The organism is Phreatobacter oligotrophus (assembly GCF_003046185.1).
Classification (GTDB): domain Bacteria; phylum Pseudomonadota; class Alphaproteobacteria; order Rhizobiales; family Phreatobacteraceae; genus Phreatobacter; species Phreatobacter oligotrophus.
Genome location: NZ_PZZL01000001.1, coordinates 334,310 through 358,601 on the forward strand (window position 1 = coordinate 334,310; position 24,292 = coordinate 358,601).

The following is a 24,292-nucleotide window of genomic DNA, read 5'->3' on the forward strand; positions in this document are numbered from 1 at the left end:
GGGCCGTCAGCCCCGCTCGAAGCCGTGGCCGGCCATGGCCCAGGCCTTGAGGCCCCCGGCCATGTGGCTGTCATAGGGCAGCCCCGCCGCCTGCGCCGCCTCGCTCGCATGGATCGAGCGCACGCCGGCAGCGCAAAGGAACACCACCATCTTGCCCTGAGGATCCGGGATGGCCGCCGGATCGAACTGCGACAGCGGCAGGTTCACCGCTTCCGGAATGCGCGCCATGGCGACTTCATGCGGCTCCCGCACATCGACGAGCAGGATGCGGTCCTCGGCGAGCGCCTGGGCGACGTCATCGGGCGTGAGGTCATGGACGGGCATGGGCGTCTCCAAAGGGGGGCGACGCCATGCTAACCGTTTTCCGCGCGACGGTCAGGCGGCCACCTCGGTGAGGAAGGCGCCGACCTCCCGATCGAGCTCGCCGGCGACCTCACCGAGACGACGCGTCGCGTCCAGCACCTGACTGGCCGCGACACCGGTCGCGGCCGCCCCTTCGCGCACCACGTCGATGCTGGAGGAGACCGTCCGGGTGCCGGTGGCGGCCTGCTGCACATTGCGCGAGATCTCGCCGGTCGCCGCGTCCTGCTGCTCCATCACCGCGGCAATGCCGGTGGTGATTCCATTCATGTCCTCGATCGTCCGCACGATGCGCCCCAGTGCCTCGACGGCATCGCGCGTCTCCGATTGGATGCGGCCGATCTGGGCATTGATCTCGCCCGTGGCCTTGGAGGTCTGTGCCGCCAGCGTCTTCACCTCCGTTGCCACCACCGCGAAGCCCTTTCCGGCCTCGCCTGCGCGTGCGGCCTCGATGGTAGCGTTGAGGGCGAGGAGATTGGTGCGGTCGGCGATCTCGCTGATGATGTTGACGACGCTGCCGATGCGTTCGGTCCCGGTCTGAAGCGTCTGTACCACCGCCTCGGCATGGCCTGCGGCCTTCACGGCGTCACCCGCCACCTGCGCGGAGCGATCGACCTGGGTCACGATCTCCGAGATGGCGGCCGATAGCTCCTCCGTCGCCGATGCGACGGTCGCGACGTTGGAGGTGGTGGTCGCGGCGGCATCGGCAACGCTGGAGGACTTGTCGCGCGTTTGCACGGCGATGGCGGACATCGACTGCGCCGCGCCGGTGAGCTGGGCCGTTGCCGCCCCGAGATCGGCGACGAGGGCGGAAGCCGAGGAGCGGAAGCGGGCGGCGGCCTCCTCGTGGCGACGGGCCCGGGCAAGCTTGGCCTCCGCCTCGGCGGCAGCGGTCGCCTCCGCCGCGAGACGGGCGACCATGGCCTCGCGGAAGACCTCCATCGAGCGCGCCATGGCCTGAACCTCGACGACACGGCTGGAAGCGTCGACGGTCACGTCGTGGCGGCCGGTGGCAAGCTCGCTCATCGTCTCGGTCATGGCGGAGAGGGGGCGCGCCATAACCCGCTCGAGGCGCCAGGCAATGACAACTCCGAGCATCAGCATGACGACGAGGCTCACCAGCGCGGTGATCATGGCCGACCGCCACATCGCGTCGAGCGCCGTGCGGTCGACGGCAACCACCAGCACGCCGATCGTGTTGCCGGCGAAATCGCGCAGGGGCTGACCCTGCAGCGCCCAGCTGCGGTCGGCGAAGGCAGCGGTGGCGCCGTTCGCCTCGCCTCGGCGGGCCGCCGCCAGCATGGCGGGATCGAGCGTCAGGTCGCCGGGAAGGGTCGACGCGTGGGCGCGCAGCGCCCCATCCGCGTCAAGCAGGATGGCAAGGCGCGAACCAGTTGCCGACGTGAAGGCATCGACAAACGGCTTGCCGAAGGTAAGGCCGACCTCGACGGAGCCGACGTGGCGGCCCGCGAGCCGGACGGGGGTGACGCCGCGGATGCCGATCCCGGCCCGGCCGCCCTCCAGGCCGTGGACTGACTTCTGCTCACGATTGGCGAGCACGATGGTGTGGCGAAACGCCGAAAGGTCGTCGCCGAATTGTTGCGGGCTATGAACCCGTAGGAAAGACGTCGCTGGCGGCAGATGGTACTGGAACTGGTTGACACCCTGCCCCTTCAGGACCTCGAAGGCCGGCATGACGAGTGCCGCGAGGCGGTCGCGCTGGCCGGCCGCGATGGCCTCGGCCACGCCGGGGATTGTCGCCATGGCTTCGGCGACCGTGATGGCGCGCCGCGCCTCGTTCTGCACCTGCTCCACGATCCGGGCGCTATCGCTTTCCAGATGCTGCCTGAGGTTCTGGTCGATCAGCCGGGCCGTGAAGACTCCCCCCGCCACCAGGAAGGTCGCTGCGGTTGCCGCAATGGCCACCATGAGATTGAGGCGCAGGATCGAGCGGAGGCGCATGGGGGTCCCTCGGAGGTCCCCTATCGTTACGGCAGTTTTGGTTAGGTGCGCGTAAACGTCGCGGTCATTCTGTGAAAACCCCACCGGTCACGGGCGCCGGGACGCCCGTGGTGGAGGGATAGGTCAGGGGCAGGCCCTTCATCGACCGCACCGCGAGGAAGGCGAAGGCCTGGGCCTCCAGGAAGTCGGAGGACCAGCCGACGTCCTCGCCCGTCTTCACCGCGGCGCCTGTGGCTTGTCCAAGGAGCCGCAGCAGCGTCGGGTTCTTCGCCCCGCCGCCGCAAACGACCCAGAGGGCAGGCGGCGCCTTCAGGAAATCAGCGCCGCGGGCAATGGAGCGCGCGGTGAAGGCGGCCAGCGTCGCCGCCCCGTCCTCCGTCGCCACATTGCCGACGATGCGATGGGCGAAGGCGTTGCGGTCGAGCGATTTCGGCGGCCGCCGGGCGAAATAGGGGTGGACGAGGAGCCAGGCGAGGATCTGTTCGTCCGGGCGCCCCCGCGCCGCCGTCGCGCCGCCGGCATCGACTGCCGTGCCGGTGCGCTCGGCCATCCAGTCGTCGAGCAGGGCGTTCCCCGGCCCGGTATCGAAGGCGAGGAGGCCGCCGTCTGCGTCGATGAAGGTGACGTTGGCGACGCCGCCGATGTTCACCACCGCCAGGGGACGCGGCAGGCCGGCCGTATCGGCCAACGCCCGGTGGAAGACCGGCACCAGCGGCGCGCCCTGGCCGCCGGCTGCGACATCGGCCTGCCGGAGATCATGGACGACGGGAATGCCGAGACGCTGGCGCAGCGCCACGCCGTCGCCGATCTGGACGGTCAGTTTCAGTTCGGGGCGGTGGAGGACGGTCTGGCCGTGGAAGCCGACCACCGCGATGTCGCCGCGGGACAGGCCGTTGCGTTCGAGGAAGAGCTCGACCGCCTCGGCATGGGCGCGGGTGATGAGGTCCTCGGCCTTCTGGAGCAGCGGCGTGCGCGCGGTGCGATCGGTGAGGAGGGCGCCCTCCCTGAGGGCGGCGCGGAGCAGCGCCCGCTCGTCCTCGCTATAGGCGCGGTAGCCCGTCGGCCCGAAGGCGGAGACGGTCTCGCCGTCGGTGTCGAGGAGGGCGACGTCGACGCCGTCCATCGAGGTTCCCGACATCAGCCCGATCGCGCGCATGGTGTCCTGCCGATTCGACGGATGAAATTGCAGCCCGCCTCTGCTACACCGCGCCTCCGCCGGGCGCGAGTGTCCGGCGCCCCTGTCTCAGCTTGGAAAGACCATGGCCGCCCCTCAGTCCGACTTCCTGCGCATCCTCACCGAGCGCGGGTTCATCCACCAGTGTTCCGATCTGCAGGGCCTCGACGCCCTGGCGGCCAAGGGGGATGTCGTCGCCTATGTGGGCTATGACTGCACCGCGCCCTCGCTGCATGTCGGCCACCTCCTGTCGATCATGATGCTGCACTGGATGCAGAAGACCGGGGCGGGCAAGCCGATCACCCTGATGGGCGGCGGCACGACCCGCGTCGGCGACCCCTCGGGGCGTGATGAGACGCGCAAGATCCTCTCCATCGAGGACATCAACGCCAACAAGGACGCGCTGAAGGGCGTGTTCGCGAAGCTCCTCACCTATGGCGAGGGCAAGACCGATGCGGTCATGCCCGACAATGCGGAGTGGCTGACGAAGCTCAACTACATCGAGATGCTGCGCGACATCGGCCGGCACTTCTCGGTGAACCGCATGCTGACCATGGACTCGGTGCGCCTGCGCCTGGAGCGCGACCAGGAGCTGTCCTTCATCGAGTTCAACTACATGATCCTGCAGGCCTACGACTTCGTCGAACTCGCCCGCCGCTACGGCTCCAACCTGCAGATGGGCGGCTCCGACCAGTGGGGCAACATCGTCACCGGCATCGACCTCGGCCGCCGCATGGGCACGCACCAGCTCTACGCGCTGACCTGCCCGCTGCTGACCACCTCTTCCGGCGCCAAGATGGGCAAGACGGCCGCCGGCGCCGTCTGGCTCAACCCAGACATGCTGTCGAACTACGACTACTGGCAGTTCTGGCGGAACACCGAGGACGGCGACGTCGCCCGCTTCCTGAAGCTCTTCACGCTGCTGCCGCTGGACGAGATCGCCCGCCTTGCCGCCCTGCAGGGCGCCGAGATCAACGAGGCAAAGAAGGTTCTGGCGACCGAGGCGACCGCGCTGGTGCGCGGCCGCGAGGCGGCCGAGGCCGCGGCCGAGACGGCGAAGAAGACCTTCGAGCAGGGCGCGCTCGGCGATGACCTCCCCGTCGTCACCGTGCCCGCCGCCGAGCTTGCCGCCGGCATCGGCGTCCTGTCGCTGTTCGTCCGCGCCGGCCTCGTCGCCTCCAACGGCGAGGCGCGCCGGCAGGTCCAGGGCGGCGGCCTGAAGCTGAACGACGAGACCGTCACCGATCCCCAGGCGACGGTGACCGAGGCCGCGCTGAAGGATGGCGTCGCGAAGCTGTCCTTCGGCCGCAAGAAGCATGTGCTGGTGAAGGCGGGCTGAGGAGCAACGACGATGACCTGGAAGTTCTTCTACGGCCCCAAGACCTGCGCGCTTGCCTCGCGCATCGCGCTGGAAGAGGCGGGTGCGGCCTATGAGCCGGTGCGCGTCGACTTCGCCTCGGGCGAGCAGACCAAGCCGGCCTATCTCGCCATCAATCCGAAGGGCCGCGTGCCGGCCCTCGTGACCGATCGCGGCGTGCTCACCGAGAATGTCGCGATCCTCGCCTTCGTCGCGCAGAGCCATCCCGACAAGAACCTGGCGCCGCTGAGCGATCCCTTTGCTTTCGCCGAGATGCAGGCCTTCAACGCCTATCTCGCCTCGACCGTGCACGTGAACCACGCGCACAAGCATCGCGGCCATCGCTGGGCGACCGAGGAGAGCTCCTTCCTCGACATGCGCCGCAAGGTGCCGGAGACCATGGCGGCGAGCTTCCGCCTCATCGAGAACGACTTCTTCCGCGGTCCCTGGGTCATGGGCGAGGCCTATTCGGTCGCCGACGCCTATCTCTTCACGGTGACCCGCTGGCTGGAGGGCGACGGCGTCGACGTGGCGCAGTTCCCGCGCGTCGCCGAGCACCTCGCGCGGATGGGCGAGCGTCCCTCGGTCAAGGCCGCGCTGGCCTACGAATGAATTCTAGTGAAAAGTTCAAGTCGTCTCGCCGATAACAAGTGTGCTGTTCTGCCAGATCTTCGAGAGCATTTTGATCCAGAACAGAATATTGATAAGCCAAAGAATTGAAAAGAAAATAAATACAACAAAATTCGGATCGAATTCGGCGGTCCGTGTTATTTTTAAATCTGAAATGTCTGCGAATGTTTTTCCGATTTCTCGGCGAACTGCATCTTCATAGTTGTCACTGCAGCTGGACGGCAAGAAATTAACTGTGTGGGCTGACTTAGCACTTAACTCACCGTCGTTCCGTTCAGCACCTTGGAATGAAGCAGAAGTCCGGCACGACAACACTACTGATCCATCCAGTGATTTTAAATTACCGGCGCTCGTCACAAAGCAAACAAGAAAAAGGGATGTCATAAAGGAAATCTGGAAGTATGAAATATTTCGCATATTCTCTTCCTGAATATTACGAAAAATTGTGTAAGATAGAAATACTGCGCAATGAATAAGGCAGGCTAAGTAGGCCACCCCGGTATGCAGCTCAATAGGATCGGAAAGACGAAGTATGACGTATATGCAGACAATACCACTGCTTAGGCTAGCGCTTCTGGAAAGTTTAAGCTGCGCATCTATGTCGTTTGTTTCTTTTGAATCGCTGTCAGGTATTATTGGAGTAAAATAAAAAGAAAGTACGTTTAAGATAATTATTAGAAAGAACGAAGGTATGATGAGCATAAAATGCTTTGTCGGAGGGAATTTTGGGTTCTCTATTGCAAGAAGGAGACATATAACAATAAATAATGACGAAAGCAGATACGGTGACCGATTAGGCTTGAAAAAATCCGTAACCGCGGTTGCCGTGGAAAAAATACTTGAAGCGGTACCAAGTGGCAGCGGCATCGTAGCAACCCATAGCAGCAGAGTTGCACAACCCTACATGGTGTAGAATGGTACCGCAATCGGCTTGTAAGCTTGCAATGGGCGAGATGGTTTAGGTGCTCAACCGCGGCGCGGCGCCGCCCAGGGCCGTTCCGCCGCGTCGCGCGCGGTGTAGGCGGCGATGCTGTCGGCCTCGGCGAGGGTCAGGTCGATGTCGTCCCAGCCATTGAGGAGCTGGGTCCGCCAGACCGGGTCGATGCGAAAGGGCACCACGACATTGCCGCAGGCGATGGTCTGCGCCTCAAGGTCCACCGTCGCCGGCAGGGCTTCGGTGGCGAGCAGCCGCTCGGCATCCTCCTCGCTCACGGTCGCCGGCACCACGCCATTCTTGACGCAGTTGGAGGCGAAGATGTCGCCGAAGCTCGGGGCGATCACCGCCCGGAAGCCGAAATCGGCGAGGGCATAGACGGCGGCCTCGCGCGACGAGCCGCAACCGAAATTGCGCCGCGCGACGAGGATCGTCTGGCCCGGCGCGGGTGCAGGGGCCGTTCCCTCCGCCACGAGGTCGCGCAGCAGGAAGCGGCCATAGCCGTCGGGCTTGCGCGGCTCCTTCATGAATCGGGCAGGGATGAGCTGGTCCGTGTCGACATTGGCGACCGGGAGTCGCATCAGCGCGGCGCTCTCGCGGGTGAAGGGGGTCATGCGAACTGCCTCACATCGGTGAGCTTTCCCGTCACGGCTGCGGCCGCGACCATGGCGGGGGACATGAGGTGCGTCCGCGCGCCCGGCCCCTGACGGCCCTTGAAGTTGCGGTTGGTGGTGGAGGCGCAGCGCTCGCCCGCCGCCACCGTGTCGCCGTTCATGCCGACGCACATGGAGCAGCCCGAGGCGACCCATTCGAGCCCGGCTTCCGTGAAGATCCGGGCAAGGCCCTCCTCCTCGGCCTGCTGCTTCACCAGCGACGAGCCCGGCGAGACCATGCCCGGCACCTTGGCCTTGTGGCCGGCCAGGACCTTGGCCGCAGCCCGCAGGTCTTCGATGCGGGAATTGGTGCAGGAGCCGATGAAGACGCGGTCCACCGGCACGGAGGCCAGCGGCTGGCCGGGCGTCAGGCCCATATAGGCCAGCGCGTCGCGGGCGGCGGCGGCCTTCACCGGATCGGCCATGGCCTCGGGGTCGGGCACCGCGGCGGTGATCGGCAGGGCCTGTTCGGGGCTCACCCCCCAGGTCACGGTCGGGGCGATGGAGGCTGCCTCCAGCGCCACCTCGCGGTCGAAGACGGCGTCGGCATCGCTGGCAAGGCCGGCCCAGTCCTCCACCGCCTGCTCCCAGAGATCCCCCGCGGGCGCGAAAGGCCGGCCCTTGAGATAGGCGACCGTCGTGGCATCGGGTGCGACCATGCCGCAGCGCCCGCCGGCCTCGATCGACATGTTGCAGAGGGTCATGCGCCCCTCCATCGACAGGGCGCGAATGGCCGAGCCCGCATATTCGATCGCATGGCCCGCGGCGCCATCGGCGCCGATGGTCGCGATGATCGTCAGCATGATGTCCTTGGCGGTGATGCCGGGCGCCGTCGCGCCCTCGACGCTGATTCGCATCCGCTTCGGCTTCTTCTGCCAGAGCGTCTGGGTCGCCAGCACATGGGCGACCTCCGAGGCGCCTATCCCGAAGGCATAGGCGCCGAAAGCGCCATGTGTGGAGGTGTGGCTGTCGCCGCAGACCACGGTGAGGCCGGGCAGCGTCAGGCCCTGCTCCGTGCCGGTGACGTGGACGATGCCCTGCCGCGGGTCGTCGAGGCCGAACAGGGTGATTCCGTGGGTCGCCGTATTGGCCGAGAGCTGGTCGACCATGCGGGCGATGGAGGCATCGGGAACCGGGCCGCCGCGACCGCGGGTCGGCACGTAATGGTCGGCGACGCCGAAAGTGAGGTCGGGACGGGCAACCTTGGCGCCCCGTGCGGCGATCTGTCCAAAGGCGTGGTGGGAGCCTTCATGGACGAAATGTCGGTCGATCCACAGCAGGGAGAGGCCGTCTTCGCGGCGTTTCACCACGTGGCGGTCCCACAATCGGTCGAACAGGCTGGCAGGGCTGTTCACAGGGCATGCTCCGAAGATGCTTGACGCAAAAACATTGTATCATAGGATAGACAAGTCTCGCATTTTTGCTATCCCTATTGATCGTACAGGCCAAAAGACAAATGCATGTTGCCACTGCACTCATCACGAGGCCGGCGCCCCCGCGGCGCCGCGTGGCGACGGGCCTGCGAGGGAGCGACGGAATGGCTGAAGCGATCGAGACGTCGAAGACGCGAAGGGTCTATCTCACCCTGCGCGACCGCATATCCTCCGGCGAACTGACACCGGGCACCCGGCTGCCCTCCGAACCCGATCTCGCCGAGCTTCACGACGTCTCGCGCGTCACCATCCGCCGGGCGCTGGCCGAACTCGAGCGCGAAGGCCTGATCTCGCGCCGTCCCGGCGCCGGCACCTTCATCACCGCGCGGATGATCAAGCGCCCGATCGTCGCCGATCTGTCGAACGCGCTCGCCCACCTCGTCGAGATGGGCCGCTCCACCGACGTGCGCCTGCTCCAGTTCGGCTATGTCGATCCCTCCCCGGAAGTGGCCGAGGCCCTGAAGCTCGACGACGGCGAGAAGGTGCAGCGGTCGGTGCGCGTGCGCATCATCGACGGCGAGCCCTTCTCCTATCTGGTGACCCATGTGCCCCAGCGCATCGGCACGACCTATTCGGAGGCCGAGCTCGGGGTCCAGCCGCTGCTGACCCTCATCGAGCGCTCCGGCGTCAAGGTCGACCGCGCCACCCAGACCATCACCGCGACGCTGGCGGGTCCGGACGTGGCCGAGGCCCTCGGCATCGACATCGGCGCGCCGCTGCTGGCCCTGACCCGCGTCGTGTCCGACGTGAAGCGCCGCGGCATCGAGCACCTCGCGGCCTTCTACCGGCCCGACCGCTACTCCTTCCAGATGGACCTCGTCCGCATCGATTCCGGTGGCGACCGCCTGTGGTCGCCGGTGGAGCGCCTGCGCATGGGCGTCGGTCTCAACGGAGCCGCGGCCAACGACTGACATTCCGCCGTCACGGCGGCGGGTGGACCCTGACGACACACGACGAGAGCCGGCGGCACAAGCCGGCCCCTTCCAGAGAGCAACAGACGGAGAAGAGACAATGACGGCCTGGACCGAGCCCACACGACGCAGCCTTCTCGCCACCGGCGCCGCCGGCGCGGCCCTCCTCGCGGCCCCGGGCCTCGTCCGCGCCCAGGCGCCGGCGGTGAAGCTCGGCATCCTCCAGCCGGTCACGGGCGCGCTCGCCCAGGACGGCGAATACGGCCGCATCGGCGCCCAGCTCGCCATCGACGAGATCAACAAGTCCGGCGGCATCAGGTCGCTCGGCGGCGCGATGATCGAGATGGTCTTCGGCGACGCCCGGTCGAGCCCGGAGGCGGGCTCCCAGGAGGTCGAGAAGATGCATGCCGAGGGCGTCTCCGCCATCGTCGGCGGCTTTGCCTCGCCCATTTGCCTCGCCGCCTCGCAGGCCGCCTCGCGCTACGACATCGCCTATGCGGTGGACGTTGGCGTCTCCGACCAGATCGTCTCGCGCGGCCTGAAGAACACCTTCCGCTTCGGTCCGGGCTTCGGCACGGTGACGCGCACCGCCATCGAGAACCTCGTCAAGCTGAACGACGCTGCCGGCAAGCCGGCCAAGACCGTCGTGCTGGTCCATGAGGACGGCCTGTTCGGCTCGGGCCTCGCCAAGCTGATGAACGACCGGCTCTCGGCCCTCGGCTTCCAGATCCTCGAGACCATCGCCCATCCGACCCCGGCCCGCGACATGTCCAACGTCGCGCTGCGCATCCGCGCGCTGAACCCGGATCTGGTGATCCCGTCGAGCTACTACGGCGAGTTCGTGCTGCTCGCCCGCACCCTGCAGCAGCAGCGCATCCGCCCGAAGGGCATCTACGCGGTGCTCAACGGTGCGGCTTCGAACTTCCGCTTCGTGCGCGAGTTCCCGGATGCGGCCAACAACGTCATGGACTGCAACCACTGGGCCGACCCGCGCAAGCCGAAGACCGCCGAGCTGCGCAAGCAGGTCGAGGCCATGGGCCGCTTCTGGCTCTACAATGTGCCGCTGAACTACTCGTCGGTGCGACTCGTCGCCGACGCCATCGACCGGGCCGGTTCGCGCGACCGCGTGAAGATCATCGAGGCCATGTCCTCCTCGACCTTCACCGACCACATCATGCCCTATGGCCCGACCAAGTTCGAGAACGGCCAGAACGTCAATGCCGCGCCGGTCAACACCCAGGTCCAGGGCGGCGACATCAAGGTGATCTTCCCCGACGCCTTCGCCGACGCGAAGCCCGTCTTCCCCGTCACCGGCTGATCGTTCATCCCGGGCCGCGCGCGGCCCGGCGACCCGCTTCCGCCCGTGGCCGCATTCCAGCGGCCACGCGGCACCGCTTTTGCCGAGAGGCCACGACGTGTTCAGATCTTATCCGCCGCAGATCGTGCTGGAGGCCGTGCTCAACGGCCTCCTCACCGGCGCCGTCTATGCGCTGGTGGCGCTCGGACTGACGCTGGTCTACGGCGTTTTGCACATCATCAATTTCGCCCACGGCGCCATGCTGACCCTGGCCATGTTCGCGGTCCTGGTGGCGCATCTGGGCTTCGGCATCGATCCCTATCTGGCGATCCTGCCGCTGACGCCGCTGTTCTTCGGCCTCGGCTATGCCACGCAGCGCTTCGTCATCTCGCCGGCGAGCCGCAATGACGACGGCGCGATCCTGCTGGTGACGCTCGGCCTCTCCATCGTGCTGGAGAACCTGCTCCTCGCCATCTTCCGCTCCGACACGCGCTCGCTGACCCTCGACTATTCCTTCTCGGTCGTGGACCTCGGCTTCGCGCTGCTGTCGCTGCCGCGGGTCATCGGCTTCGGCGTCGCCATCCTTGTCGCAGCCGCGCTCTGGGCGATCCTGGCGCTCACCGACACCGGCAAGGCGATCCGCGCCGTCGCCCGCGAGAAGCTCGGCGCCTCGCTGGTCGGCATCGACGTGAACCACATCTACGCCGTCACCTTCGGTTTGGGCGCCGCGACGCTGGCGGTCGCCGCCTGCCTGCTCATGCCGTCCTTCTATGTGAACCCGCGCGTCGGCAACGCCTTCGTCCTCGTCGCCTTCACCGTCGTCGTGCTCGGCGGCATGGGGTCGATCCCCGGCGCCCTCCTCGGCGGGCTCGTCATCGGCGTGGTGGAGAGCCTCTGCGGCCTCTATCTCGGCGAGAGCCTCGGCCAGATCGGCATCTTCCTCATCTTCATCCTGGTCCTGCTGTTCCGCCCGACCGGCCTGTTCGGAGCCAAGGCATGAAGGCCTACCGCTCCCTCCTCATCGTCATCGTCGCCCTGGCGGCGCTGCCGCTGGCCGTCCCGCTGCTGGTCGGCGCCGGCCTCTTTGCCGGCCCCAACACCTTCTACAACCTGATGATCTTCATCCTGATCATCACCCTTGCCGCCCAGGGCTGGAACATTGCCGGCGGCTATGGCGGCCAGTTCTCCTTCGGCCACGCCGCCTTCTTCGGCACCGGCGCCTATGTCCAGGCGGTCCTTCAGACGCGCTACGGCGTCAATGCCTGGGTGGCGCTGCCGCTGGCTATGATCCTCGGCGGCCTCGTCGGCGCGGTCATCGGCACGCTCGCCTTCCGCGCCCGGCTGCGCGGCTCCTATTTCGCGCTGGTGACGCTCGCCTTCGCCGAGGTCTTCCGCATCCTCGCCAACGCCACCCCGATCACCGGCGGCGCGGCAGGCACGCTGGTGCCGCTGAAGATCGGCTTCGGTCAGATGCAATTCGCAACGCCGACAGCCTTCTTCTATCTCGCCCTCGCCTTCGTCGCGGTCGTGCTCCTGTTCAACCGCGCGCTCGAACGTTCGCGCTTCGGCGCCTGGCTGGTGGCCGTGCGCGAGAACGAGGATGCCGCCCGGGCGCTCGGCGTCGATACGCTCAAGGTGAAGCTCAAGGCGATCACCCTCTCGGCCGCGATCACCGCGGCGGCAGGGGCGCTCTACACCCAGAAGTTCCTCTATATCGACGCCAACATCGCCTATGGCGCCTGGATCTCGGTCGAGGCTCTGCTCGCCCCGATCGTCGGCGGCATTGGCACGGTGCTCGGGCCCCTCATCGGCGCCGTGGCCCTGATCGGCCTCGGCGAGGCCGCCAAGACCGCCATCCATGCCGCCTTCGGTTCGGCCGTGCCCGGCGTCGACCTCGTCGTCTACGGCGTGCTGCTGATCGTCGTCATCGCCTTCGCGCCGCGCGGGCTCCTCGGTCTCGTCACCAAGAGGGGAGGGCGCTGATGCTCGACGTCCGCTCCGTCACCAAGCGCTTCGGCGGCCTCGTCGCCGTCAGCGACGTCACGCTCTCGGTGCCCGAGGGCTCGATCACCGGGCTGATCGGCCCCAACGGCGCCGGCAAGACGACGCTGTTCACGCTGATCTCCGGCTTCCAGCAGCCGAGCGCGGGAACCGTGCATTTCCGCGGCGAGGACATCACGGGCCGGCCGCCCGAGCGCCTCGCGGTCATGGGCATCGCCCGCACCTTCCAGATCGTCCAGCCCTTCGCCGGCCTCTCGGTCGCCGAGAACATCGCGGTGGGCGCCTATCTGCGCCATGCCGGCCGGGCCGAGGCCATGGGCAAGGCCGAAGCGGTGGCGGCGATGGTCGGCCTCGCCGACCTCGAGCGGCCCGCCTCGTCCCTCACGGTTGCCGGCCGCAAGCGGCTGGAGCTCGCCCGCGCGCTCGCCACCGAGCCGCAACTCCTCCTCCTCGACGAGGTGCTGGCAGGCCTCAACCCGTCGGAGATCCGCGACATCATCCCGGTGATCCGCGCCATCCGCGATGCCGGCGTCACCATCCTGATGATCGAGCATGTCATGCAGGCCGTGATGAGCCTGTGCGAACATGTGCACGTGCTGGCGAACGGCCGGTTGATCGCCGCCGGCACGCCGGCTGAGGTGGTCGGCAATCCCGCCGTCGTCGAGGCCTATCTGGGCCATGGCGCCGCCGGCCGCCTGCAGAAGGGGGCCGTGAATGGCTGATCCCATCCTCACCGTCTCGGACCTGCGCGCCGGCTATGGCGCGACCGAGATCCTGCGCGGCCTCTCCATGAGCGTGGCGCCGGGCGAGATCGTCGCCGTCCTCGGCTCCAACGGCGTTGGCAAGACGACGCTGAACATGGTGCTCTCGGGCGTCGTGAAGGCCGCGAGCGGCAGCATTTCCTTCCTCGGCGAGGACGTCACCAACCACGCCCCCGGCGACATCGTCTCGCGCGGCCTCGTCCATGTGCCCGAGGGCCGCAAGATCTTCCCCAACATGACCGTGCGCGACAATCTCGTGCTCGGCTCCTACCGGCGGGGCAAGGCGGCGCGCGCGGCCAATCTCGACAAGGTCTTCGCGACCTTCCCGCGTCTCAGGGAGCGCATCTCGCAGCTCGCCGGCACCCTGTCGGGCGGCGAGCAGCAGATGCTGGCCATCGGCCGCGGCCTGATGGCCGAGCCGAAGCTGCTCATCCTCGACGAGCCCTCGCTCGGCCTCTCGCCGCTGCTGGTCGAGGAGATGTTCACCCTCGTCCGCCGCATCAATGCCGACGGCCTCGCCGTCATGCTCGTCGAGCAGAACGTCGTGCAGTCGCTGGAGGTCGCCTCGCGCGCCTTCATCCTGGAGAACGGCGTCTTCGCCCTCCAGGGCAAGGCCTCCGACCTCGCAGCGAGCGACGAGCTCCGCAAGGCCTATCTGGGGATGTGAGGAACACGCCATGGCCATCGTCACACCCGGCGTGAAGACCGCCACCGAGCTTGCCGCCGAGCCCCGGTCGCCCTGGCTGGGCGACTTCGCAGCCTTCGCCGCGAAGCTCACCTTCGCCGACCTGCCGGCCGAGGTGGTCGAGCGTACCAAGCGCGTCATTGCCGACAGCATCGGCGCGATCGCCGCCGGCATGGCGGAGCCGGAAATGCGGGCGCTGCTCGACCGCCTCGCACGGCTCGAGGGCACCGGCCCGACGCCGGTGATCGGTGCCGCGTTGAGCCTCTCGCCCTCCAACGCCGCCTTCATGGGCGGCATTGCCGGCACCATGCTGGAGCTCGACGAGGGCAACCAGTATGCCCGCGGCCATCCCGGCATCCATGTCGTGCCCGCCGCCCTCGCCACGGCTGCCCGCCTCGGCCGCGACGGTCGCGACCTCATCGTCGCGGTGGCGCTGGGCTACGAGATCGGCGCGCGCATCGGCATCGCCTCGAAGCTCGTCGTCACCATGCATCCGCATGGCACCTGGGGCACGGTCGGCGCAGCCCTGGCGGTTGCCAAGCTCCACAAGGCGGACGCCGCCGACATCGCCGCGACCATCAACATCGCCTCCTCGCTCGGGCTCACCACCAGCCGCAAGACCATGCTGGAAGGGGCAACGATCCGGAACAGCTATGCCGGCTTCTCCAACAAGCTCGGTCTCTGGGCCTGGGAGATGATGTCCTCGGGCCTCACGGGTGAGCGCGACGGCGTCGCCACCGTCTATGACACGGTCGCGGCCACCGACTTCCGCCCCGAGGCGATGACCGAGGACCTCGGCACCCGCTGGGAGATCGCCCGCAACTACTTCAAGCGCCACGCCGCCTGCCGCTACACCCATGCGGCGCTCGATGCGCTGGGCGAGATCCTTGAGGCCAGCGGCCCGGTCGATCCGCGCGACGTGCTGGGCATCGACGTCGAGACCTATGTCTGGGCCGCGCAGCTCGACGATCCCGAGCCGCGCTCTATGCTGGCGGCGAAGTTCTCGCTGCCCTTCGCGCTGGCCACCACCCTCGTCAACGGTGCGGCGACCATCGCCGCCTTCCGCGACGAGGCCCGCGGCGACCGCGTCACCCGGGCGCTCGCCAACCGCGTCACCGTCACAGAGGACCCGGCGCTCACCGCGATGCTCCCCGCCGCCCGTCCGGCGCGCGTCACCCTGCGCCTCGCCGATGGCCGCAGCTTCACCGCCCTCGCCACGACCAATCGCGGCGACACCGAAAATCCCTATTCGGCCTCCGACGTGGAGGCGAAGTTCGTCGAGATCACCGGCCCCGTCTGGGGCGAGGCCCGCGCCGGCTCCCTCTGGGCGGCCGCCATGGCCCTCGACGGCGACATGGGCCCGGCGCGCCTTCTTGCGCTCGCCGTGGTCGACTGAGGAGGCATGCCGATGAGTTCCACCAGTCCCGCCGCGCGGCTCAAGCAGCGCCTCGACCAGCGCCCCGTCCTGCTGGCTCCCGGTGCGGTCGACCCGCTCACGGCGCAGATCGCCGTCCTCGCCGGCTTCGAGGCGCTCTACCTGACCGGTGCCGGCATCGCCTACACCCGGCTCGGCATGCCGGACATCGGCCTCACCACGATGAATGACGTCACCGATGTCATCACGCGCATCGCCGACAAGGTCTCGGTGCCGCTGATCGTCGACGGCGATACCGGCTTCGGCAATGCCCTCAATGTCCAGCGCACCGTGCGCAACTTCGAGCGGGCCGGCGCTGCCGCGATCCAGCTCGAGGACCAGACCTTCCCCAAGCGCTGCGGCCACCTGCGCGGCAAGGCCGTGGTGCCGGCCGAGGAGATGGTCGGCAAGATCAAGGCGGCGGTGGATGCCCGCCAGAACGGCCTGCTGGTCATCGGCCGCACCGATGCCGGCGCCGTCGAGGGCTTCGACCGAGCCTTCGAGCGCGCCGAGCTTTATGCGGAGGCTGGCGCCGATCTCATCTTCGTCGAGGCGCCGCGCACCCGCGAGGAACTCGCCTCCGTGCCGCAGCGGCTCGGCAAGCTGCGCCCGCTCATGGCCAACATGGTCGAGGGCGGCCGCACGCCGATGACCCCGGTCGCCGACCTCGAGGCCATGGGCTTCAGCCTCGTCGTCTTCTCCGCCGGCGTCGTCCGCGCCATGGCCAAGACCGCCCGCCGCTTCTACGACACGCTGCGCGCGGAAGGGACGAGCGACTCGATCCGCGAGGACATGTACGACTTCGATGAACTGGCCGACATCGTCGGCACCAGCGACCTGCTCACCATCGGCAAGCGCTACGACACGACCGGGGGTGAGGCGTGAGCCTCGATCCGGTCACGCTCGCGGTCCTCAAGGGCCGGCTCGAGCAGATTGCCGACGAGATGGACGCGACGCTCTATCGCTCGGCCTTCAACCCGATCATCGCCGAGGCGCGCGACGCCTGCCACGGCCTCTATCACCGGGAGACCGGCGACACGCTCGTGCAGGGCACCAAGGGCCTGCCGATCTTCGTCGGCGCCATGGCCTTCGCGGTGAAGGCGGTGATCGAGAAGGTGAAGGCGCAAGGGGGCCTCAAGCCAGGCGACACCTTCATCTTCAACGACCCCTATGCGGGCGGTACGCACCTGAACGACTTCCGCCTGGTGCGGCCGGTCTTCCGCGACGGGGCGCTGTTCTGCTGGCTCGCCTCCGCCGGCCATTGGCTGGATGTCGGAGGCAATGTGCCCGGCGGCTACAATCCGGTCGCGACGGAAAGCTTCCAGGAGGGCGTGCTCATCCCCGTGGTGAAGCTCATCGCCGGTGGTGAGACGCGCCAGGACGTGCTCGACATCCTCGCGGCCAATTCGCGCCTGCCCAACTCCAACTGGGGTGACCTCAATGGCCAGCTCAACGCCCTCGACCTCGGCGAGAAGCGGCTGCAGGCGCTGCTTGGCGACTATGGCCAGGCGGTCATCGAGGAGGCCTTCGACGCCTTCTCGGCCCGCGCCGAGGCGCTGATGCGCGAGGCCATCGCGGCGCTGCCCGATGGCACCTATGCCTTCGAGGACTATCTCGACAATGACGGCATCGTCGACGAGCGGCTCACCGTCGCCCTCGACCTGACCATCTCCGGCGAGACGATGGTGCTGGACTTCTCGCGCTCATCGCCGCCCTGCGCCGGGCCGATCAACATCTCGACGCCAACCACGATCGCCGCCTGCTACGTGGCGCTGAAGCACGTCTTCACCGACGTGCCGGCCAATGCCGGCTGCCTCAAGCCCATCACCTTCGTGGTCCCTGACACTACCCTCTTGGGCGCCAAGGCCCCCAAGCCCATGGCCGGCTATACCGAGACCATCCTGCGCCTCATCGGCGTGGTCTTCGGCGCGCTTGCCAAGGCGGTGCCTGAGCGGGCGACGGCCGGACCCTTCGGCACGATCAACGCGCTCTCCATGGCCGGCCACCGCGCCAATGGCAGCCGCTGGGTCATGTTCAACTTCTTCGGCGGCGGTCTCGGCGGCAATCCCGAGAGCGACGGCCTCAACCACGCCAACAATCCGATCTCGACGGCCACCATGCCGCCGGTCGAGATCCTCGAGGCAGCATATCCCGTCATGTTCACGCAGTGGGCGCTTCGCCCGGATTCCGGCGGCGAGGGGGCCCATCGCGGCGGCCTCGGCGCCATCTACGAGATCGAGGTGCTCGATGACCGCGGGGCCGAGGTCTTCCTCCTTGGCGAGCGCGGCCGCTATGCGCCCTTCGGCGTCAATGGCGGCGGGGCAGGGGCCCTCAACCGCTTCTCCTGGACCGATGGCAAGACCACCGGAACCCCGCCCATGGCCTCCAAGGTCACCGGCGTGAAGCTGCCCCAGGGCGGCCGCGTCCGCCTGGAAACGCCCGGCGGCGGCGGCTTCGGCGATCCCGCCTCCCGTGACCCGGCCGCGCGCGAGCGCGACCTGCGCCTCGGCTATGTCACGGGAGCCAAGGCATGACCACGCTCGTTGGCGTCGATGTCGGCGGCACCTTCACCGACCTGTTCTTTCTCGACGAGGCGGCGGGCACGTTCCGCACCGCCAAGGTCCCCTCGAACCGTGGCGACGAGGCTGTCGGCTTCCTCGAGGGCCTGAAGACCTTCGGGGCGCTCTCCGCGCTCGGCTCCATCGTCCATGGCACGACGGTCGGCACCAATGCGCTGCTGGAGCGCAAGGGCGCGCGTATCGGTGTCATCACCACGGCGGGCTTCCGCGACGTGCTGGAGATGCGCCGCCGCGACCGCGCCAACACCTGGGGCCTGTGGGGCGACTTCACCCCCGTCGCCGACCGTGACCTGCGCGTCGAGGTGACCGAGCGCACGCTGGCCGATGGCACGGTGCGAGAGGCCGTCGATCCGGCCGAGGTGGCTACTGCCGCCAAGCGTCTGGTCGAGGCCGGCGCCACCGCGCTCGCCATCATCTTCATCAACGCCTATGCCAATCCCGCCAACGAGCGTGCGGCGGCGGCTGCGGCCCGCGCCGTCTGGCCAAACGACCATGTCTCGGTCTCCTCGGAGATCCTGCCTGAGATCCGCGAGTTCGAGCGGGCCTCGACCACGGCGCTCAACGCCTATCTCCAGCCCGTCGTCGGCTCCTACCTCGCCAAGCTCGAGGCAGCGCTCGCCAGCGAGGCCTTCACCGGCGCCTTCCACATCGTCCAGTCGAATGGCGGCGTCATGTCGACGGCGACCGCGCGGCGCCTTCCCGTTCGCACGGCGCTGTCGGGACCGGCTGCCGGCGTCATTGCTGCTGCGGCCATCTCCACCGCGGCCGGCTATCCCGACATCATCACCGGTGATCTTGGCGGCACCTCCTTCGACGTCTCGCTGATCGCGGGCGGCGAGGCGGCGCTGGCGGCGCAGACCACCATCGATTTCGGCCTGGTCATCCGCTCGCCGATGATCGAGATCACCACGATCGGCGCCGGCGGCGGGTCCATCGCCCGCGTCGACCGCGGCGGCTTCCTCGAGGTCGGTCCTGAAAGCGCGGGATCGCGCCCCGGTCCCGTCGCCTATGGCCAGGGCAATGACCGCCCGACCCTCACCGACGCGAACATCGTCCTCGGCCGCATCAATGCCGACCGTCCCATCGGCGGCAAGCTGAAGCGGCTCGATGTCGAGGCGGCGCGGCAGGCGCTGGCCAGGCATGTCGGCGATCGCCTCGGCCTGTCGCCGGAAGAGGCTGCGGAAGCCGTTGTGCGCGTCGCCGATGCCCGCATGGCCGGCGCCATCCGCCTCGTCTCGGTGGAGCGCGGCCATGATCCCGCGCGCTTCGCCTTCGTGCCCTTCGGCGGCGGCGGCGCGCTCCATGCCGGCGCGATGATCGCCGATATCGGTCTGAAGGCGGCCCTCGTGCCGCGCTTCCCCGGCGTGACATCGGCCATGGGCTGCGTCATGGCGGACATCCGCCACGACCAGGTGCAGACGCTGAACCTGATCCTCGACGGCCTCGACGCGACCGCCCTGGACCGCCGCATGGCGGAGGAGGGGGCTGCCGCCCATGCGGTGGTTGCCGGCGCCGGGCTCACCGTCGGGCGGATCGACGTCACCTACGAACTCGACATGCACTATCTCGGCCAGACGCACACGGTCGCCGTGCCGCTTCCCGTCACGCTGGCGAACGGCACGACGGGTGTGACCGAGGCCATCGTCCGCGCCGCCTTCGAGGCCGCCTATTCGCGCGCCTTCTCGCGGCTGTTGCCGGGTCTCGGCATCCGCATCGTCAACCTGCGCACGACGGCCATCGGCCGCCGACCGCCCATCGACCTGACGACGCTCGCGCCTGCGGCCACCGCCACGCTCGAGGGCGCCCGCACCGGCGCCCGCAAGGTCTGGTTCGGCGGCTGGCAGGAGGCTGCCGTCTTCGCCCGCCTCGACTTGCCGGTCGGCGCGGTGGTCGAGGGCCCGGCCGTGCTGGAACAGCCGGACGCGACCATCCTCGTGCCGCCCGGCCAGCGCGGCCGTGTCGATGCCTTCGGCAACATCGTCCTGGAGCGCGTCTGATGGACCTGTCCCGTACCGCCCTGCTGATCTGCGACCTGCAGAACGACTTCCTCCATCCCGACGGCGCCTATGGCCGGGCCGGCCAGTCAGCGCCCGAGATCGCGGCGCTGCCCGCCCGGCTGAAGCCACTGGCCGACAGGATCCGCACCGGTGGCGGCTGGATCGTCTCGACGCATTTCACCCTGGTGCCGGGCAAGGGCGGCGAGCCCTTCATCTCGGACCACCTGAAGAAGCTGCGGCCGTTCCTCCGGAAGGGCGACTTCGTGCCGGGCTCCTGGGGGCACGACACGGTGGATGTGCTCCAGCCGATGGACATCAAGGTGGAGAAGGTCGCCTATTCCGCCTTCTACATGTCGCGGCTCGAATGGGTGCTGAAGAAGGCCGGCATCGACCATCTGCTGGCCTGCGGCATCGTCACCAATGGCGGCGTCGCCTCGACGGTGCGAGACGCCCATGTCCGCGATTTCCACGTGACCGTGATCGAGGACGGCTGCGCCGCCTTCTCGCCGAAGGTGCATGAAGAGGCCATTGCGGGCCTGCGGCCAGTGGCGCGGATCGCGACGGTGGCGGAGCTGCTGGCGGAGATCGGCGGGTGAGGTCTCGCCGGTCCGCGGCAAGGCGCAACTGCGTCCTTCGAGGCTCGGCCATCGTGACTGCCAGACGCAACATTCCTCATCCTGAGGTGCGAGGGCTTTGCCCGAGCCTCGAAGGACGCCCTTCATCGGTGCCATCGCCATGTCCCGCATCCTGATCGACGACCTGCCCTTCGACCTGACCGTCCCGGTCGCCATCGTCGGCGGCGGGGCGGCGGGCCTCTGCGCCGCCCTCGCCGCGAAGGAAGCCGGCGTCGCGCCCATCGTCTTCGAGCGCGATGCGCTGCCCCAGGGCTCCACGGCGCTCTCGGCCGGCCTCATTCCCGCGCCCTGCACAGCCGCCCAGCGCGCCGCCGGCATCGCCGACAGCGTGGCGGCCTTCGCGGCCGACATCCAGAAGAAGGCGCACGGCGACGCCGACCCCACCGTCCTCGCGGCGGTGACCGAGGGCGCAGCCCCCGCCATCGACTGGCTGACCGAGCGCCACGGCCTCGCCTTCACGGTCATCGCCGACTTCTCCTATCCCGGCCATTCCGCCCGCCGGATGCATGGCCTCGCCTCGCGCTCGGGCGCCGAGCTGATCGACCGGCTGCGCGCGGCGGCCGAGGCGGCGGAGATCGACATCGTCACCGAGGCGCGCGTCACCGCCCTCGTCGCGGCGCCCGACGGCCGCGTCCGCGGCCTCGTCGTCACCCGCCCCGACGGCAGCGAGGACCGCATCGGCTGCGACGCGCTGGTGCTGGCCTGCAACGGCTATGGCGGCAACAAGGACCTCGTCGCAGAGCACATCCCGGCGCTGAAGGACGCGCTCTATTTCGGCCATCCCGGCAACCAGGGCGACGCGGTGCTGTGGGGCCGGGCGCTCGGCGCCGAGCTCCGGCACATGAGCGGCCACCAGGGCCACGGCTCCGTCGCCCATCCCCACGGCATCCTCGTCTCCTGGGCGGTCATCATGGAGGGCGGCTTCCAGGTGAACGTGGCCGGCGAGCGCTTCTGGAACGAGGCCTCCGGCTATTCGGAAGCCGCGCTGGCCGTGCTCGGCCAGCCCGGCGGCATCGCCTACGACATCTTCGATGCCCGCATCGCCGGCATCGCCCGCCAGTTCGAGGACTTCCGCCGCGCCGAGGCCGGCGGGGCCGTCCTTCAAGCTGAATCATCAGATGAACTGGCAGCCCGCCTCAGCATTCCGCCCCAAGTGATTCGCGCGACTCTCGAATCCGTCGCCGACCTCAAGCGGCGTGGAGGCCGCGATGGCTTTGGCCGCGACTGGACCGGCGCCGTCGATCTTGAGGCGCCCTATTGCGCGGTGAAGGTCACCGGCGCGCTGTTCCACACCCAGGGCGGCCTTGCCGTCGATGCCACCGCCCGCGTGCGCCGTCCCGATGGCTCGCTTCTGCCCAATCTCTTCGCGGCAGGGGGCGCCGCGGTGGGGGTGTCAGGGCCCGATGCATCCGGCTATCTTTCCGGCAACGGACTGCTGACCGCCGTGGTGCTCGGACGCATCGCCGGCGGGGAGGCAGCCCGGCTCGCCCGCGCCTGACCCGAGTTTGCCATGCCCGTCGACCTCAAGGCCCTGAAGCCCGTTCTCGCTCGCGTGCGCGCCACGCCGGCCGCCAAGGACCCGGGTGACTGGATGACCGCGGCTTGCCCGTCAGCGACGGCTGCCGAGCGCGCCGCCATCGCCGAGGCCCTCGCCAAGGTGCCGGAACCCTCCTTCGCCCGCGATGCCTCCCGCATCCCGGCACTGCAGAAGCGGCTGAAGGCGCTGAAGCTCGCCGCCTTCCTCGTGCCGCGCGCCGATGAGCACCAGGGCGAATACATCGTCGCCCGCGCCGAGCGGCTGAAATGGCTCACCGGCTTCACCGGCTCGGCCGGTTTCGTCATCGTGCTGCAGAAGGAAGCGGCGCTCTTCGTCGACGGCCGCTACACGCTGCAGGCGCCCGCCGAGACAGACGCCTCCGTCATCACCTGTCGCCACTTCAAGAAGCCGCCGGCGATCGAGTGGCTGGCCGAGAAGGTCGGCAAGGGTGACCGGGTCGGCTTCGACCCCCGCGTCACGCCGATGCGCGAGGCGGAGCGCTGGCGCACGGCGCTGGCCAAGGTCGGTGCGGAGCTGGTGGCCCTCGACGAGAACCCGATCGATGCCATCTGGAAGGACCAGCCGGGCGACCCCTTCGCGGCGATCCATGCCTATCCCGTGAAGCTGGCCGGCGAGTCCAGTGCCGACAAGCGTGCCCGGATCGGCGCCGACATCGCCGCGCGGGGAGCCGCAGCCGCGGTCCTCAACCAGCTCGATTCCATCGCCTGGCTTCTCAACGTGCGCGGCGGCGATACGCCGGCGACGCCGCTGGTCCAGAGCTTCGTGATCCTCGCCGCCGACGGTCATGCGACCTGGTTCGTGGACGAGGCGAAGTTCACCGGTGGCCTCACCGCCCATCTTGGCAACGGCGTCACCGTGCAGCCCATCGGGGCCTTCGCGGACGGGCTGAAGGACCTCGCCGGCAAGGCCGTCACCATCGAGCCGGAGACGGCCACAGCCTGGATCGCCGAGACGCTGAAAAGCGCCGGCGCCACGCTCGTCGAGGGTCAGGACCCCTCCGTCCTGCCCAAGGCCCGCAAGAACGCCGTCGAGCTCGCCGGCACCCGCAAGGCGCATCTGCGCGACGGCGCGGCGATGGCGAAGTTCCTGCGCTGGGTCGACACCAGGGCGGTGGGGCAGGGCGAGCTTGCGGTCATGGCGAAGCTCGAGGAGATCCGCGGCGCCGACCCCCTGCATCGCGGCGCGAGCTTCACCACCATTGCCGGCGCAGGCTCCAACGGCGCCATCGTGCATTATCGCTCGTCGCCGGACACCGAGAAGGTTGTCGAGAAGGGCACCTTCCTGCTCATCGATTCCGGCGCGCAATATCTCGACGGCACGACCGACATCACCCGCACCATCGCCGTGGGCTCCGTGCCGAAGCGGCTCAAGGAACACTATACCCGCGTCCTCAAAGGCCATATCGCGGTCGCCACCGCCCGCTTTCCCAAGGGCACCGGTGGCATCGCCATCGACGGCTTCGCCCGGCGGGCGCTATGGCAGGCGGGCCTCGATTTCGACCACGGCACGGGCCATGGCGTCGGCGTCTATCTCGGCGTCCACGAGGGGCCCGGCCGCATCTCGCCCCTGTCGCAGGTGCCGCTGGAGCCCGGCATGATCCTGTCCAACGAGCCCGGCTATTACGAGACCGGGTCGCATGGCATCCGGCTCGAAAACCTCGTCGTGGTCACCGAGAGCGCCATGCCCGGCTTCCTCGAATTCGAGACCATCACCTTCTGCCCCTTCGACCGGCGGGCGATCGCGGTAGGCCTCCTGACGACGGAGGAACGAGCCTGGCTCAACGGCTACCACGCCGATGTGCGACGCAAGCTCGGACCGCGCCTGGCGGGTGCCGACAAGGCCTGGCTGGAGCGGATGACGGCGCCGCTCTGACAGCTTGGGGTTGCATGCCCTTGCGGAATAGATCTGCCGTAGGGCGCAATTTCACACGAAGTGGTCGCCCCGTACCGTT

At 68.5% G+C, this 24,292-nt stretch carries 21 protein-coding genes; 15 read left to right on the top strand and 6 right to left on the bottom strand.

What is annotated here, in order from left to right; all coding sequences use genetic code 11:
- Positions 1-6: 6 nt before the first annotated feature.
- The 3 genes from C8P69_RS01600 to C8P69_RS01610 all read right to left on the bottom strand — a co-directional run bounded on the left by C8P69_RS01600 (position 7) and on the right by C8P69_RS01610 (position 3,478).
- Positions 7-324: a rhodanese-like domain-containing protein gene (locus tag C8P69_RS01600; protein WP_108174107.1), complete on the bottom strand. Its 318-nt coding sequence runs from the start codon at positions 322-324 to the stop codon at positions 7-9.
- Between the two features lie 51 nt (positions 325-375).
- Complete coding sequence (locus C8P69_RS01605; RefSeq protein WP_108174108.1) at positions 376-2,322, bottom strand: methyl-accepting chemotaxis protein; 1,947 nt, start codon at positions 2,320-2,322, stop codon at positions 376-378.
- Between the two features lie 64 nt (positions 2,323-2,386).
- Positions 2,387-3,478 carry an anhydro-N-acetylmuramic acid kinase gene (locus C8P69_RS01610; protein WP_108174109.1) on the bottom strand — a complete coding sequence of 364 codons (1,092 nt, stop codon included), beginning with the start codon at positions 3,476-3,478 and terminating at the stop codon, positions 2,387-2,389.
- Between the two features lie 103 nt (positions 3,479-3,581).
- On the opposite strand from C8P69_RS01610, the gene tyrS reads away from it, so the two are divergent.
- Both tyrS and C8P69_RS01620 read left to right on the top strand, forming a co-directional pair.
- Positions 3,582-4,835 (top strand): tyrosine--tRNA ligase, encoded by a 1,254-nt coding sequence (tyrS, locus tag C8P69_RS01615; protein ID WP_108174110.1) that lies wholly within the window; start codon positions 3,582-3,584, stop codon positions 4,833-4,835.
- Positions 4,836-4,847: 12 nt separating this feature from the next.
- The gene (locus C8P69_RS01620; protein ID WP_108174111.1) at positions 4,848-5,465 is read left to right on the top strand and encodes a glutathione S-transferase family protein; all 618 of its coding nucleotides are present in this window, start codon (positions 4,848-4,850) and stop codon (positions 5,463-5,465) included.
- 15 nt (positions 5,466-5,480) lie between these two features.
- Here the strand turns inward: C8P69_RS01620 and C8P69_RS23395 are convergent, their stop codons facing one another.
- The 3 genes from C8P69_RS23395 to leuC all read right to left on the bottom strand — a co-directional run bounded on the left by C8P69_RS23395 (position 5,481) and on the right by leuC (position 8,425).
- Positions 5,481-6,350, bottom strand: coding sequence for a hypothetical protein (locus tag C8P69_RS23395; RefSeq protein ID WP_146167263.1), 870 nt, complete (start codon positions 6,348-6,350; stop codon positions 5,481-5,483).
- A 99-nt stretch (positions 6,351-6,449) separates the two neighbouring features.
- A complete protein-coding gene (leuD, locus tag C8P69_RS01625) occupies positions 6,450-7,031 on the bottom strand; it encodes a 3-isopropylmalate dehydratase small subunit (RefSeq protein WP_108174112.1) in 582 nt (193 codons plus the stop codon).
- On the bottom strand, positions 7,028-8,425 hold the full coding sequence (gene leuC / locus C8P69_RS01630) for a 3-isopropylmalate dehydratase large subunit (protein WP_108174113.1): 1,398 nt from the start codon (positions 8,423-8,425) through the stop codon (positions 7,028-7,030). Before leuC ends, leuD begins: the two co-directional genes overlap by 4 nt.
- A gap of 182 nt (positions 8,426-8,607) precedes the next feature.
- Between leuC and C8P69_RS01635 the strand changes: the two genes are divergently transcribed.
- From C8P69_RS01635 to C8P69_RS01695, 13 genes are all read left to right on the top strand, one after another.
- Entirely contained in the window at positions 8,608-9,414 is an 807-nt protein-coding gene (locus C8P69_RS01635) for a GntR family transcriptional regulator (RefSeq protein WP_108174114.1), read from the top strand.
- Positions 9,415-9,514: 100 nt separating this feature from the next.
- Entirely contained in the window at positions 9,515-10,732 is a 1,218-nt protein-coding gene (locus C8P69_RS01640; protein WP_108174115.1) for an ABC transporter substrate-binding protein, read from the top strand.
- 97 nt (positions 10,733-10,829) lie between these two features.
- On the top strand, positions 10,830-11,711 hold the full coding sequence (locus tag C8P69_RS01645; protein ID WP_245901827.1) for a branched-chain amino acid ABC transporter permease: 882 nt from the start codon (positions 10,830-10,832) through the stop codon (positions 11,709-11,711).
- On the top strand, positions 11,708-12,694 hold the full coding sequence (locus C8P69_RS01650) for a branched-chain amino acid ABC transporter permease (RefSeq protein WP_108174116.1): 987 nt from the start codon (positions 11,708-11,710) through the stop codon (positions 12,692-12,694). Before C8P69_RS01645 ends, C8P69_RS01650 begins: the two co-directional genes overlap by 4 nt.
- The gene (locus C8P69_RS01655; protein ID WP_108174117.1) at positions 12,694-13,434 is read left to right on the top strand and encodes an ABC transporter ATP-binding protein; all 741 of its coding nucleotides are present in this window, start codon (positions 12,694-12,696) and stop codon (positions 13,432-13,434) included. The genes C8P69_RS01650 and C8P69_RS01655 overlap by 1 nt, the downstream gene beginning before the upstream one ends.
- Before the next feature lie 4 nt (positions 13,435-13,438).
- Positions 13,439-14,140, top strand: a complete 702-nt coding sequence (locus tag C8P69_RS01660; protein WP_108174559.1) for an ABC transporter ATP-binding protein — start codon at positions 13,439-13,441, stop codon at positions 14,138-14,140.
- Between the two features lie 10 nt (positions 14,141-14,150).
- Positions 14,151-15,554, top strand: coding sequence for an MmgE/PrpD family protein (locus C8P69_RS01665; protein ID WP_108174118.1), 1,404 nt, complete (start codon positions 14,151-14,153; stop codon positions 15,552-15,554).
- 12 nt (positions 15,555-15,566) lie between these two features.
- Positions 15,567-16,457 carry an isocitrate lyase/PEP mutase family protein gene (locus tag C8P69_RS01670; RefSeq protein ID WP_245901828.1) on the top strand — a complete coding sequence of 297 codons (891 nt, stop codon included), beginning with the start codon at positions 15,567-15,569 and terminating at the stop codon, positions 16,455-16,457.
- Positions 16,454-18,106, top strand: coding sequence for a hydantoinase B/oxoprolinase family protein (locus C8P69_RS01675; protein ID WP_108174120.1), 1,653 nt, complete (start codon positions 16,454-16,456; stop codon positions 18,104-18,106). Before C8P69_RS01670 ends, C8P69_RS01675 begins: the two co-directional genes overlap by 4 nt.
- Complete coding sequence (locus C8P69_RS01680; RefSeq protein WP_108174121.1) at positions 18,103-20,148, top strand: hydantoinase/oxoprolinase family protein; 2,046 nt, start codon at positions 18,103-18,105, stop codon at positions 20,146-20,148. Before C8P69_RS01675 ends, C8P69_RS01680 begins: the two co-directional genes overlap by 4 nt.
- Complete coding sequence (locus C8P69_RS01685; protein ID WP_108174122.1) at positions 20,148-20,744, top strand: cysteine hydrolase family protein; 597 nt, start codon at positions 20,148-20,150, stop codon at positions 20,742-20,744. Before C8P69_RS01680 ends, C8P69_RS01685 begins: the two co-directional genes overlap by 1 nt.
- A 139-nt stretch (positions 20,745-20,883) precedes the next feature.
- On the top strand, positions 20,884-22,281 hold the full coding sequence (locus tag C8P69_RS01690; protein WP_108174123.1) for an FAD-dependent oxidoreductase: 1,398 nt from the start codon (positions 20,884-20,886) through the stop codon (positions 22,279-22,281).
- Between the two features lie 12 nt (positions 22,282-22,293).
- Positions 22,294-24,213 carry an aminopeptidase P family protein gene (locus C8P69_RS01695; protein ID WP_245901829.1) on the top strand — a complete coding sequence of 640 codons (1,920 nt, stop codon included), beginning with the start codon at positions 22,294-22,296 and terminating at the stop codon, positions 24,211-24,213.
- The last annotated feature ends 79 nt before the right edge of the window (positions 24,214-24,292 follow it).

Bases quoted from the DNA above. Each gene is read 5' to 3' on its own strand.
- C8P69_RS01670 (WP_245901828.1), top strand. From the start codon at position 15,567: ATGAGTTCCACCAGTCCCGCCGCGCGGCTCAAGCAGCGCCTCGACCAG.
- C8P69_RS01655 (WP_108174117.1), top strand. From the start codon at position 12,694: ATGCTCGACGTCCGCTCCGTCACCAAGCGCTTCGGCGGCCTCGTCGCC.
- C8P69_RS01605 (WP_108174108.1), bottom strand. From the start codon at position 2,322: ATGCGCCTCCGCTCGATCCTGCGCCTCAATCTCATGGTGGCCATTGCG.
- C8P69_RS01650 (WP_108174116.1), top strand. From the start codon at position 11,708: ATGAAGGCCTACCGCTCCCTCCTCATCGTCATCGTCGCCCTGGCGGCG.
- C8P69_RS01680 (WP_108174121.1), top strand. From the start codon at position 18,103: ATGACCACGCTCGTTGGCGTCGATGTCGGCGGCACCTTCACCGACCTG.
- tyrS (WP_108174110.1), top strand. From the start codon at position 3,582: ATGGCCGCCCCTCAGTCCGACTTCCTGCGCATCCTCACCGAGCGCGGG.
- C8P69_RS01620 (WP_108174111.1), top strand. From the start codon at position 4,848: ATGACCTGGAAGTTCTTCTACGGCCCCAAGACCTGCGCGCTTGCCTCG.
- C8P69_RS01695 (WP_245901829.1), top strand. From the start codon at position 22,294: ATGCCCGTCGACCTCAAGGCCCTGAAGCCCGTTCTCGCTCGCGTGCGC.
- C8P69_RS23395 (WP_146167263.1), bottom strand. From the start codon at position 6,350: ATGCCGCTGCCACTTGGTACCGCTTCAAGTATTTTTTCCACGGCAACC.
- leuD (WP_108174112.1), bottom strand. From the start codon at position 7,031: ATGACCCCCTTCACCCGCGAGAGCGCCGCGCTGATGCGACTCCCGGTC.
- C8P69_RS01685 (WP_108174122.1), top strand. From the start codon at position 20,148: ATGGACCTGTCCCGTACCGCCCTGCTGATCTGCGACCTGCAGAACGAC.
- C8P69_RS01610 (WP_108174109.1), bottom strand. From the start codon at position 3,478: ATGCGCGCGATCGGGCTGATGTCGGGAACCTCGATGGACGGCGTCGAC.
- C8P69_RS01640 (WP_108174115.1), top strand. From the start codon at position 9,515: ATGACGGCCTGGACCGAGCCCACACGACGCAGCCTTCTCGCCACCGGC.
- C8P69_RS01665 (WP_108174118.1), top strand. From the start codon at position 14,151: ATGGCCATCGTCACACCCGGCGTGAAGACCGCCACCGAGCTTGCCGCC.
- C8P69_RS01600 (WP_108174107.1), bottom strand. From the start codon at position 324: ATGCCCGTCCATGACCTCACGCCCGATGACGTCGCCCAGGCGCTCGCC.
- C8P69_RS01690 (WP_108174123.1), top strand. From the start codon at position 20,884: ATGTCCCGCATCCTGATCGACGACCTGCCCTTCGACCTGACCGTCCCG.
- C8P69_RS01635 (WP_108174114.1), top strand. From the start codon at position 8,608: ATGGCTGAAGCGATCGAGACGTCGAAGACGCGAAGGGTCTATCTCACC.